Annotated in this window: 12 protein-coding genes; 4 read left to right on the forward strand and 8 right to left on the reverse strand. The window is 58.3% G+C overall.

All coding sequences use genetic code 11. The features are described 5' to 3' along the window. Positions 1 to 3 precede the first annotated feature (3 nt). The gene (locus GKA01_RS11910; protein WP_146863359.1) at positions 4 to 873 is read right to left on the reverse strand and encodes an ABC transporter permease; all 870 of its coding nucleotides are present in this window, start codon (positions 871 to 873) and stop codon (positions 4 to 6) included. A 208-nt stretch (positions 874 to 1,081) separates the two neighbouring features. Between GKA01_RS11910 and GKA01_RS11915 the strand changes: the two genes are divergently transcribed. Genes GKA01_RS11915 through GKA01_RS11925 form a run of 3 tightly spaced genes read left to right on the forward strand, consistent with a single transcriptional unit; the run spans position 1,082 to position 3,646 of the window. After that, positions 1,082 to 2,473 carry a lytic transglycosylase domain-containing protein gene (locus tag GKA01_RS11915; RefSeq protein ID WP_146863362.1) on the forward strand — a complete coding sequence of 464 codons (1,392 nt, stop codon included), beginning with the start codon at positions 1,082 to 1,084 and terminating at the stop codon, positions 2,471 to 2,473. A 46-nt stretch (positions 2,474 to 2,519) separates the two neighbouring features. Then, positions 2,520 to 3,062 (forward strand): peroxiredoxin, encoded by a 543-nt coding sequence (locus GKA01_RS11920; RefSeq protein WP_146863365.1) that lies wholly within the window; start codon positions 2,520 to 2,522, stop codon positions 3,060 to 3,062. Beyond that, entirely contained in the window at positions 3,059 to 3,646 is a 588-nt protein-coding gene (locus tag GKA01_RS11925) for a DUF1643 domain-containing protein (protein ID WP_146863368.1), read from the forward strand. Before GKA01_RS11920 ends, GKA01_RS11925 begins: the two co-directional genes overlap by 4 nt. Before the next feature lie 23 nt (positions 3,647 to 3,669). On the opposite strand, the gene GKA01_RS11930 is transcribed toward GKA01_RS11925, so the two are convergent. Continuing rightward, positions 3,670 to 4,302: a POTRA domain-containing protein gene (locus GKA01_RS11930; protein ID WP_146863371.1), complete on the reverse strand. Its 633-nt coding sequence runs from the start codon at positions 4,300 to 4,302 to the stop codon at positions 3,670 to 3,672. Positions 4,303 to 4,594: 292 nt separating this feature from the next. Between GKA01_RS11930 and GKA01_RS11935 the strand changes: the two genes are divergently transcribed. Continuing rightward, positions 4,595 to 6,151, forward strand: a complete 1,557-nt coding sequence (locus GKA01_RS11935) for a carbohydrate porin (protein ID WP_146863374.1) — start codon at positions 4,595 to 4,597, stop codon at positions 6,149 to 6,151. Between the two features lie 120 nt (positions 6,152 to 6,271). Here the strand turns inward: GKA01_RS11935 and GKA01_RS11940 are convergent, their stop codons facing one another. From GKA01_RS11940 to GKA01_RS11955, 6 genes are all read right to left on the reverse strand, one after another. Beyond that, positions 6,272 to 7,834, reverse strand: a complete 1,563-nt coding sequence (locus GKA01_RS11940; RefSeq protein ID WP_146863377.1) for a carbohydrate porin — start codon at positions 7,832 to 7,834, stop codon at positions 6,272 to 6,274. A gap of 215 nt (positions 7,835 to 8,049) precedes the next feature. Continuing rightward, the gene (locus GKA01_RS11945; protein WP_146863379.1) at positions 8,050 to 9,549 is read right to left on the reverse strand and encodes a peptide MFS transporter; all 1,500 of its coding nucleotides are present in this window, start codon (positions 9,547 to 9,549) and stop codon (positions 8,050 to 8,052) included. Positions 9,550 to 9,585: 36 nt separating this feature from the next. Next, a complete protein-coding gene (locus tag GKA01_RS13660) occupies positions 9,586 to 9,735 on the reverse strand; it encodes a hypothetical protein (protein ID WP_167506374.1) in 150 nt (49 codons plus the stop codon). A gap of 4 nt (positions 9,736 to 9,739) precedes the next feature. Beyond that, entirely contained in the window at positions 9,740 to 10,660 is a 921-nt protein-coding gene (locus GKA01_RS11950) for a DnaJ C-terminal domain-containing protein (protein ID WP_146863382.1), read from the reverse strand. Next, positions 10,657 to 10,815, reverse strand: a complete 159-nt coding sequence (locus GKA01_RS13665) for a hypothetical protein (RefSeq protein WP_167506375.1) — start codon at positions 10,813 to 10,815, stop codon at positions 10,657 to 10,659. The genes GKA01_RS11950 and GKA01_RS13665 overlap by 4 nt, the downstream gene beginning before the upstream one ends. Before the next feature lie 47 nt (positions 10,816 to 10,862). Next, the coding region (locus GKA01_RS11955) for an alpha/beta hydrolase (protein ID WP_307724948.1) at positions 10,863 to 11,833 on the reverse strand (971 nt) is incomplete at its 5' end.

Consider the following 11,833-nt stretch of genomic DNA (forward strand, 5'->3'; position numbering starts at 1 on the left):
ATGTCAGAGCCAGAACACAAGACGCGCGCGCGTCCGGATAAAGGAGCGGACGGCAATGGCCCAGAATACGGCACTGACCCCGAGGGCGATCGCCCAGAGCTGGAACGACGGAACATGCCCGAGCAGAGGCGCCCGCACGATTTCCAGCAGCGGATAGAACGGGTTGTAAAGCAGGAGAGAAGCTTTCGCCCCGAGTTGCTGCGGCATCCAGATAATCGGCGTTACATAGAACACGATCTGCAGGAACGCTCCGATAATCGGGGAAATATCCCTGAAGCGCGCACAAAGTGAGCCAAAAAGCATGCAGGCAGCAAACCCGTCAAGCGCCCACAGGAGCAGAGCAGGAATGGCCAGGATAGCATTCATCCCGGGCCAGAGATGATAAAGGGCAAAAACGCCGAGAGGCACAATAATATTATGGGCGAAAACAATCGCGTTCCGCACCACAACCCGCACAGCGTACAGCAGCAAAGGAAGCTGCACCGACCGCACCATGTCCTCCGCGTCCAGAAAGCAGGTGCAGGATTCCTGGATCAAGCTGGACAGACCCGCAGCCCACAGCGTCAACGATAACGACAAGAATGGCAAATAGGTTGCGAGCTGCATGTGGAACAGGCGGCTGTAGAGCACGCCCATCGATGCCACCATCAATGCAGACGTGATTGTCAGCCAGAATGGACCCAGAGCGGAGCCGCGATAGCGCAAACGGATATCGAGCCAGCCGAGCCTTACCCCCAGACGCCACAGACGGTGTGTCTCCTTCCAGTCGGCCCAGGCCCGAGCAGCAGCACTCCCACGGGGAGCGTCACGACGCGCCTGTCGACGCGGCGCTTTGTCCCGTGCGACATCTGAAGCTGGAGAAGATACACTCATACCGTCGGCCTACCTGATCCCCTCTGCTCCGGCAAGCAGATGCGGAACTGAAGTTCATATTCGGGAAATGAATTCCCATTATACTGGGCATTCCAGACAAATCTCCGCCAGAAAATCCGCGCTGGAGTGACCTTTTTCCTAGTTTCGCCGCAATCCCCGTGTATGCTTGATTCAATCAGGCAAGTTTTTGTTCAGGTGCCCAGACCCGATGCCCAGACCCGTCTTTCCGTTCCAGCTTCCTGCCCGCGCGCCCTCAGTCTTTCGTGCAGGTGCCGCGTTCGGTCTGATCGGACTGCTCGCAGCCTGTGCAGGCAATAATGCTGATATGAGGTCGTCTTCCGAGCTTCCGGTCTCTCAGGAAGCGGCAAATTACCGTGCTCACGCAAAATCCTACTATGCGCCCCCCGGTCCTCCCAGCGACCCCTGGGGCCCGTATATACACGAAGCCTCAAATCGCTTCGACGTTCCCGAAGCCTGGATCCGGGCAGTGATGCAGCAGGAGTCCGGTGGCCACCTTTTTGATCATAACGGTAACTTCATCACATCGGTTCCCGGCGCAATGGGACTGCTCCAGCTCATGCCGCCTACCTATGACGACATGCGCCAGCAATATGGTCTTGGCGAAGATCCCTACGATCCGCATGACAATATTCTCGCGGGTACAGCGTATCTGCGCCAGATGTACGACATCTACGGCTCTCCGGGCTTCCTTGCGGCTTATAATGACGGCCCCGGTAGTCTCGACCGCTATCTGCGTCGCGGACGTGCGCTCCCGCGCGAGACACGGCGCTATGTCGCGGCCATCGGCCCTCACATTGCCGGTATTACCCCCCATAACCGCTCCGCAGCGGATCTCCTCGTTGCCCAGCATGATCCCAACGCTCAGGTCATGCTGGCCCAGAACACTTCTTCGGCAGACGTAACGCCGATTACACCTCCTTCAGAACGGCAGGCCGTCAGTGCAGCCTGGAGTCATCGCGAAACGGTCGAGGCCGCATCGGACGCCTCCGATACCGCACCTGCAACCGACGCGACACAGACATCGCCGGTCCAGATCGCCTCTTCTGCCACTCCTTCCACTGCCGGAACGGCCACTCCGGGCAGTATCAGCGCGGCCTGGGCGGCAAGAGGTTATGCTCCTGCTCCAGTTCATCCGCCCGTAAGGCAGGTTTCGGTCGCGCCAGATGAACTGGCTGACAGCCGGGTTACCGCGCAGGAAATTCCCATTGGACACCGCCTCCGGCCCCAACCCATCATGGCCGTGATGCCAGCCGGCCGCCCGCAATATCGCATGGCCCTGCCGGCAGCCTCTGCCGCACCCCGTACGTCTGCCGCCACGGCTACCGCGAAGGGAAACTGGGCCATTCAGGTTGGGGCTTTCGCCAGTGCGCATCAGGCAAGCCTCGCAACATCGGCCGCTCACAGCAAAGGGGGCGTCGTGGTGGCCTCCGCCAAATCACAAGTTGAAAGTGTCAGCGGAGGTCGTTCGCACCTCTATCGCGCCCGGCTGACGGGATTGAGCCACGAGAATGCTGTTGCAGCATGCCGTCGTCTGTCGCACGGTTCACCCTGTGTCGTCGTGCCTCCGGGCGCTTACTGACCGCCCGTTTCGACCTTTCACTTTCTGACAGGAATAGAACGCCCTGATGCGCCGTATCCTTGCAACGACCGCTTTCTGCGCTGTCGCCTTCTCCGGCGCCCTTTCTCAAGCCCATGCGGCACTCGAAACAGGGGCTCACGCTCCGGACTTTTCGGCTCCTGCCAGTCTTGGGGGACATGAATTCACTTACAGGCTCGCCGATGCCCTCAAGAGCGGCCCGGTCGTCCTGTATTTTTATCCGGCGGCCTTCACGAAAGGCTGCACAATCGAAGCTCATGAATTTGCGGATGCCATCCCCGAATTCAAATCCCTTGGCGCGACGGTTATTGGTGTTTCCATGGATCCGATCGACAAGCTGGATCGCTTCTCGGTCAGTGAATGTCGCAGCACCTTCCCGGTCGCAGCCGATCCTTCTGGCCGGATTACGCGGAGTTATGCCGCGAAAATGCCGCTCCTGCGCATGGCGAGCCGTACGTCTTACGTGATTGCACAGGATGGACATGTCGCCATGAGCTATGCATCGATGTCTCCTGACGAGCATGTCTCACGCGCTCTGGCAGCCGTGAAAGCCCTGAAGCGGACTCCGTGACTGACCGGTCCTCGGCCAAAACGTCCGATCTTTTCGGCGCGCACCATGTTGGCGATTCCCGCCCCCTGAAACTGGGCGGGGACGTCACCAGCACAGCGCTCTACGGTGGGCCTCAGGACTGTTACCGCTATGTCCTGCGCCGTGTCTGGGACACCGGGCGTCCGATGATCATGTGGCTGATGATGAACCCCTCGGTTGCCACCGAGTTCGGAGACGACCGCACTGTCGCCAAATGCCAGCGCTATTCACGCGCCTGGGGCTATGGCGGACTGTTTGTAGGTAACAGCTTCGCCTATCGCTGCACGGACCAGAAGAGACTGCTCGAAGTCGAGGACCCAGTGGGTCCGGACAATGATGCCCATCTGCTGGAGATGGCACGACAAGCCGATCGGGTCGTGCTCGCTTATGGATCTCCGCAGGCCAGGGGGCTGCGCGCCCGTGGGACCGAGGTAGCCCGGATTCTCAGCCGGAATGGCATTCAGGTGACTGCCCTGCGTCTGAGCCGGAGCGGTCGGCCTGAGCATCCGCTCTATCTGCCTTCCACTCTGGTTCCAAGCCCCATCGACCCCGAGCTGCTCGACTGAAATTAACCGCGCAGAAGCGTGACTCAGTCCGCTTTTTTTGACTCCTGTTCGTGGACGTCCCAGATCAGCACGACATGCTGGTCATGGTTAGGATAGGTCACCTGGGGCTGGATCGATCCACTGACTTTCTTTGCCTGATAGAGCGCCTGAATGGCTCTCTGGTCGCCGGCAAGCAGGTCGTTCGAAACAGGACCTCCAGCCCGGAGCTTCGTGGCTGCTTCAAGAGCCTCTGTCGAAACTTTCCGGTTTCCTTGGAACTCCACTTTGTCCAGCACCAGAGCAACCGGCCCGGCGGGTGCCGCATCAGCCTGCTCTTCAAGAACCAGCTTAACGGAAATGCCTTTCCCCGCGATGCGCATCTGTTCGGCCAGTTCGGCTCCGACATTGCGTGCGGAATAAAGCGCCGACACACGCTTCTGTCCTTCAATCAGATCATTCCGCGTTACAATATCACCCGCATGGTATCCAAATGCCTGCAAAATATCTGCAGTCGCAACATGATGATTTCCCTGGACAGCAACAGTCATCAACTTTAGCGGAACAGTAGGTGCCGGAATGGCGGCGGAAGCGGTATTGGTGATAGTCATCGCTGTCAAAGGCGCTACGGCAAGCGTCATGCCGAAGAAATTCCGGGTCAACAGGAAGCGAAGGGACATCTGGCAATCTCCTGTAATGAAAAAAATGAGAAAATCTCTGTTTTTTACGCTACAGGACTTCCGGGCTTTGGCAAATTACTCGCCACAGCCCCTTGCTGGCGAAACATTTCCCAGCCCGGTGCGTTTCGTACGTCTGATCTGCGCGATCTGCCCTGCCGGGCAATAGGGATCTGTCCGAACGTATTGAACGCCACTGATACCACACACTGCCGAGAAACCGTCGTTTCCCGAGCTTTAGGACGAGTACCGATCTCCCGTCCTCCCATTTTTACTGAAAGGCAATGCCCGGTTCATGACTGTACTCGCTTCTTTCGCCCGGACTTCCAAGAGAATCCGTTCCGAACACCTGCGGTCTGTCCTGACAGGGCTTTTTTCCGTCTCGGCTCTGGCGATAACGGTTGATACGGCGCAGGCACAGTCCACGCCGGATCCCAACAGCGCGCGGTCCCGCGCCTATCGGGCCGGAGTTCTGTCGCCTGCCCCTCAGAACAGTGAAACGCCTGCCAATGGCGGCAGCAACACGCCCATCATGCAGAACACTGTCTCCGGTTTCTCCCAGGCTGCCGGGGATCCGGGGCCTTATTTTGCCGCCCCCATGGGGTCGCAGCATTTTCTGGGTGACTGGGGTGGCATACAGCCCTGGCTACTTAAACACGGCATCCATCTTCTGGCGGCAATCAATGAGGAATTCGCCGGGAACGTCACGGGCGGCAAGGAACACGCCTATTCCGACGCAGGACAGGTCGGCATTGAGCTCGATATCGACTGGGACAAGCTTGCCGGCGTGCGCAATTTCTGGACCCACACCCTGATCGTCAACGGACATGGGCAGAGCGTATCGCGCAATTTCGGTGACTCTATTGCACCCGTACAGGAGATCTACGGAGCGCGAGGCAACGTCGTAGCGCATATGGTCGCAATGTATGGCGAAGCCTCCTTCGTCCATAACCGCATCGACGTCAGTGCAGGCTGGATTCCTGTCGGGAGTTTCTTCGCCGCCTCTCCCCTGTTCTGTGATTTCATGAACGTCGCCGTGTGCGGCAATCCCGCTCCCAACAAATATACCGAAGGCAACCGCGACTGGCCGTCGGGAAATCTGGGGGCCGTGGTCCGGGCTATGCCGACACTGGATACCTACGTGATGGCCGGTCTTTTCGCGGTCAGTCCGCATTCCTATAATGGTGGCATCTCCGGCTGGTCTTGGGCGCAGTCGGGGCTTGGCAAATTCTCCACACCAGTGGAAGTCGGCTGGACACCGCGTTTTGGTCGCAATCATCTTCAGGGTCATTACGTTCTGGGCTATTCGTACGACAATTCACGCTATCTGAACCTTTACGAAGATATCCACGGCAATTCCTGGCAGGCAACCGGCCTGCCGCGCCGTTATGAAGCTGGGCGAAACAGCGCCTGGCTGATCCTCGACCAAATGCTGGTGCGGAATGGTCCGGGCAACACGAATGGCCTGATCGCCATGGCGGGTGCGATGTACAGCGATGGTAAGACGGTGGCGATGCGCGACCATGAATGGGTAGGACTTATTGATACCGGGGCGGCTTGGGGACGACCACTCGATACGGTCGGTGCGATGTACCAGCACTTCAACATGAGCCACACGGCCGCGCTGCAACAGGAATCCTCGCTGGCACTGGGGCTGCCCTATCAGAACAACCAGTGGGGCGCAGTATACGGACCGCAGAGCCATGAGAACGTGTACGAACTGTTCTATTCGGCCCATGTCGCGCGCGCGATGGCTATCCAGCCTGACTTTCAGTACATCCAGCGTCCCAGCGCCACCACGACTTTCCATGATGCGGCGGTTCTCGGCGTACAGTTTACGGTCGTCCTCTAAGAGCAGGACACCCAGGCAAGAGCAACAGCCACCGGAGCTCAGCGGTCATCGTAATAATCAAAAAAAGCGCCTTTCCTTTTGGGGAGGCGCTTTTTTATATTCGGTCTCAGGTAATCAGGCTCAGAAGGTAATGCCTGTCTCGAAATCCAGAAGCAGAGGATTTTTATATCGGTTCGTACCGCCCGTGCTCCAGATATACTGTGCGCCTGGCCGTATCACGAGCCAAGGCGTCGGCCGCCAGCCATAGTTCAGTTCAATGGCATGTTCGCCGGATGGCTTGTTGATCCCCTGCGCACCCGCCGCCTGCATCTGGCGGGCCCAGATCGTCAGTTTGGGATTAACCCAGAGCATCTTCATACCAAGGCTGATCGTATCGTTCGGGCGGTTGCGGAACGTACCTTTGCGGGTCACACCCCAGGTAATGAAATACGGTGCGACGGACGTGCGTGGATCGCCCCACGTAAAAGATGTGAACAGCGTCGTGCCACGATTCGGATCAGCCGCATCACGCTCCAACATCCGGTCAAACTGAAACCAGCCACCGAACCGCCCACGAACCTTCTGTGTCGGAGCGGACAGCAGATACTCGGCTGGAACGGAGAACATGCTGAGTTTGGAATAGACATCGCTGACCTCAGACGTATCCCAGTATCCGCCGATCTTGACGTTGGTCTGGAGCGGACCGCTGTAGTCGTCCTTACCACCCTGATGCCAACCGAGTTGGAACGGAATGTACGTGCCGATGGCATCATGCAGGTTCAGTTTCCAGCCGTTATGGGTGTTCGAGATCGTCGGATCGATCGAATACGCGCCGAACTGTACCAGATAATGATTATTCCCGGCCGGGTAGAACTTCACCCATGCGCCCGGGTGAGCCGTCGGGTACCAGCCATAGCCCGAGTTCATCGCAATGGACTGCGGCATGCCGCAAATCGCGTTGGATTCGAACTGGCAGTACTGGCTCATACCCCAGTAAATGGACGACTGCTCAAAATCGTTCTCGGTATTGATCTCACCGACCTCGGTTGAGACATAACGGTTCCAGGGCATTTCCCAAGACAAACGCGTCAGACGCACCGTCTCACCCGAACCGAAAATCTGCTGCGGGCTATCCAGCGTCGGAAGCGTAGCGCCAAGGCCCAGCCCCTGACGCGCCGTAACCAGCGTATGGAACATACCCAGATTGAGACCCGTCAACCGCTTGAGGTTGAAATCGATGTTGATACCGAACTCATCCGCATAACGCACGGCCTTGGTCTTGCCACCCATCGGATTGCCGGCGCTGTCCTCAAGATAATGCCCACCGATATTGATGCCCTTGTCGGTCAGCCAGGTCCGCCACCCACCCCAGTCACCGGTCATGGTGCTTTGGGTCAGCCAGTCATGGAAGGATGCCGGGAAGAAACGGTTTTCAGTTGAATCAGACGTAGCTGCTGCGAGTTGGGCACTACCTTTAGCAGGAGCAGGCCTGACAAGCATCGGGACCGGCGTAATAGACTTTGTCCGGATCTGGGGTGTTCCCATTGTCGCGGCACTCGTGGCAGCGGCCACTTTCTGGTGTCCGTCAACGACGCCAGCAGGCGTTGTCTGCGCATGACCGACGGGTATGATACCAGCAAGGAGCGCCGTTATGGCACAACCTTGCAAAAGCGTTTTCGTCCAGTCCCGTCCGAACTTCCCCATATTCCAGGTCATCTCCCAGTGGCATCGCAACCGCTGCTGGCCTTCTGCGCAGCGGCCCAATGTCATACAGACCGGAAACGGTCCAGAATAGTGGGAGGAAGAGCCTGGTTTTCATAATTTGCACTCCATAATGCGGTCATGCAGAACAGGCGGAAGATTTTTATCGGGAGATTTTCCCCAGATTACAAAAAGTTTAACGCTACAGTTTCCCCAGCTCAATTTCCGATCACACTTGCGTGTTCGCGGTCCCAGCGACGGGTCAATGGATCAAGAAGAGCCAGTACGACAACCACACCACCTGCTACTTCACACAGTGTCCGGAACAGACCCGCATATAACGCGGCGCCCCCGCCACCAGCCACAACTTCCGGTGGCAAAGCGGCCTGATTGGCGACGAGGCTGCCGACATACATGGCAATACCCCAGAGCAGATAAAGTGCGCCCATCATGAAACCACTCAGCCGTGCAGGCGAATAGCGCGCCACGATCGCCAGTCCCAGACCGTTTGTCAGCAGTTCAGCCAGCGACAAGAATCCGTATCCGATCACCATGATCCAAGGAGAGACAAGCCCGCTGGCATGGGCTGCCGCCGCCCACCAGACCGCAAAACCGAGCGACACCATCGCATAGCCTATCAACATCTTGCGGGCATGGGACGTCTGCTTTCCGCGTTGCCCCATCCGGTTATACAGCATCGCCAGCACCGGACTGAGCACCATGATCCAGACAGAATTGAGAACCTGAAACTGGCCCGCCGACATGTGGAAAAGCGTGAAACCGGCGACCCTGTAATCGCCGGAGACCCCACGAAGCGCAAACAGGGTCAGAGACGTCATCATCTGCTGGTAGAAAACCAGATAAATGGTTCCCTGAAGACACAGTAGATACGTCATTCTCAATCCAGGCCGCTCGGCCTTGGGTGCACGGACATAAAGCGCGGTCCACAATGCCGCCAGCCCTGCTCCCGCCGCGATCACGCAGAGACGCGCGAGCGTATCATTGCCAAGGATCCAGGCATTGAAGACCGTCAGAAGCACAAGGCCGCCCGCAACAAGTCCAAAACGTGACAGGGGGACCGGCTGACGTTCCGCCATCGGCGTGGTTGGCTCCAGCCAGCTTGACCGCAGCATGTAATAGAGCAGTCCAATCGCCAGCCCGAGAGCGCAGGTCGCGAAGGCGACGGGGGCACCATAATGGATCTGAAGCCAGGGGGTCAGCAGCATGGAGGCTGTCGAGCCCACGTTGACGGACATGTAATAGAGCGTGAACGCTGCATCAAGCGCCGCGTCATCGTCCTTGTAAATCCGGCGAACCAGATTTCCGGCATTGGGTTTGAATAACCCGTTTCCGGTTGAAATCAGGGCCATTGCCACCAGAAGAAGCATATGTGAATTCAGCGCTGCCGCCAGAAAGGCATAGCCACAGGTCAGCGACAGCGCACCCATCACCATGGTCCGTCGCGCACCCAGAACACGATCTCCGATCACGCCGCCAATAACCGGCGTGATGTAGGTGAGCGCCCCGAAGGCACCCATCATCAGATTGGCGCTTGCATCGGCCATGCGGAGCTGCTCGACCATGAACAAGGTCAGGACAGCCTGCATGCCGTAATAGCCAAACCGCTCCCACAGTTCGATGGCCAGAACAACAGTGAAAGCCCTGCGACGCATCCGCTGAACGGGGGCGTCGGCTGGGGAAATGGAGGAAGCGATCATGCAGAACCCGTCAGAAACCAGAAGACAGGCCGCATCTTAGGGCAAATGCCACTCTCCGGCGAGGATCAGTGCATGGGTGCTGATGATGCCCAGAGCAGCAACAAAAATCAGCGCAACAATTCCGCCAACGATGTCACTCCATGGCCATTCCGGCAGTCTCGACCGGACGCGACGCGCCATCCCCATGTCTTCAGCTCTCCTGCTGGCTGAAGAAGGCCTCCAGCTCAGGGGAGACAGTACCGATATGGACCTGCAACGTCACCAGCAGATCGCCGGCCGGATGCTTTTTGTCCCCACCGATCCCACGCCCCGAGAGACGAAGGACCTTACCGCTGTCGGAGTGCTTCGGAATCTTGACCGAGACATCGCCTTTGGGGGTCGGAACGGCGATCTTACCCCCTAGAATAGCTGTTTTCAGATCCAGATTCTGGGTGATGCGAAGATTCCGTCCTTCCCGGACATAGCGGCTGTCCGGGGTTACGGTAATCGTTAGAAGGGCGTCGCCCGGAACGCCCGGCTGACCGTCCATTCCCGGACGGCCGGGCGCCCCCTTGCCGCGAACACGCAGGGTCTGGCCGTCTTCCACGCCAGGAGGAATTCGCACCTCCGTATGGCCACCCTCTCCCAGCGTCAGATCCAGCGAAGTACCCAGAACGGCCTGCTGGAACGAGATCGTCACCGCATACCGGCGGTCAGATCCCTTGGAGGCCCGCCGGCCACCTGTACCGCCGGGCTGAAAGTCCCCACTGAAGCCGCCGCCGAACATGTCGGAGAAGAAAGATCCCAGATCTTCCTGACTGAAACCGCCCTGAAAGCCCTGCGCACCCGGACGCGGGCCGCCAGGCCCGTATCCGCCGCCGCCGAAACCGCCGCCGAAAGGACCACGTTCCTGCCCTTCCGCGTCGATTTCACCGCGGTCGAAACGGGCGCGTTTTTCCTTGTCACCAATGATGTTGTAGGCCTGACCAACCGACTTGAAACGCTCTTCGGCTTTCTTGTCGTCCGGATTGTGATCCGGGTGATACTGCTTGGCCAGTTTCCGATAGGCGCTGCGGATTTCCTTGTCCGTCGCTGTTTTCGAAACGCCCAGTACCGAATATGGGTCGCTCATCTCATCTCCCCGTCTTCTTCAGGTCCCTCATCCAGCAGCGAAATCAGGACCGCAACAACTTCATCCTTCGGAAACCCGGCCCGCACACCGTCTGAGATCAGAGCCTGCAGTTTCGGGCGAAGATAATCCTCTGCGGGAAGTCCGTCGTCTGCCATTTCTGATCCTCCGTTACTCCCAGATGTGTGATCACACGAGGCTGTGGTCAATGTTTCCGAACAAACTCTGCAATATCAGGCACTACAGCGCCATCCAGCAAAAGCGATCCATCGGGTGCGGGAGATGTGCCGAGATCTGCCAGAGAATGACTTGCATTCGGCAGCAGAATAATGTCGGCCTGTGGATCTGCCGTTTTCAGCAAAGGCAGATCCGCAGTGGCGCTAACCTGTTTGTCCGCTCCTCCCTGCATGATCAGGACGGGACCATGATACGCTTTCAGAAGGCCTGCCGGATCATGACGGAAAAGGTCGATCATGAAATCCTGCACCGCGGGATGGAAGAGTCCACGCAGACCCGGATGTAGACTCTGGACATCGACGTGGCGACCAGCTTCAAGCGCCGTGATCGTCTTATCGATCTGCGGCAGCACGGTCCGGGCGGACGGAAGCGCATGAAGCTGTTCCCGAAGGACTTCGCCAAGCGGTCGGCCCGGTGTGGACACAAGAATAAGTCCACAGATATCGACTGATGTCTGCACTGTCGCCAGCGCAACAAGCCCCCCTTCGCTATGTCCAGCCAGCCAGACGCAATGTGCCCCGATTTTAGACCGAATGACTGCGATCCAGTTCCGGACGTCTGCCACATAATCCGCAATCGTGACATGATTACCGTCTGGGATAGCTTTGCGACTGCCGAACATGCCGCGTTTGTCGATGCGGACGGAAGATATCCCATGCAAGGCCAGTCCGTCAGCAAGCTGCTTCAGAGTAGCCGGTTTTGGCCCCAGAGCCGAATTTCCGTCACGATCCGTCGGACCGGAACCCGGGATCAGGAGAAGCACAGGTTTTCCCGGACCGGCGTTGACAAACGTACCAGCCAGAGGCCCCTGCGGACCAGGAGCCTCAATGGCCTCCTGCTGCGCTGCAAAAGCCTGGGAGGCCGCGCCGAACATGCCGGACAGAAGCATGACGAGACGGAAAATACGAGGCGTCATGCACTGTCTCCTGTGAAAGCAGA

The sequence above is a fragment of the Gluconobacter kanchanaburiensis NBRC 103587 genome (assembly GCF_007988905.1).
In the GTDB taxonomy this organism is placed as follows: domain Bacteria; phylum Pseudomonadota; class Alphaproteobacteria; order Acetobacterales; family Acetobacteraceae; genus Gluconobacter; species Gluconobacter kanchanaburiensis.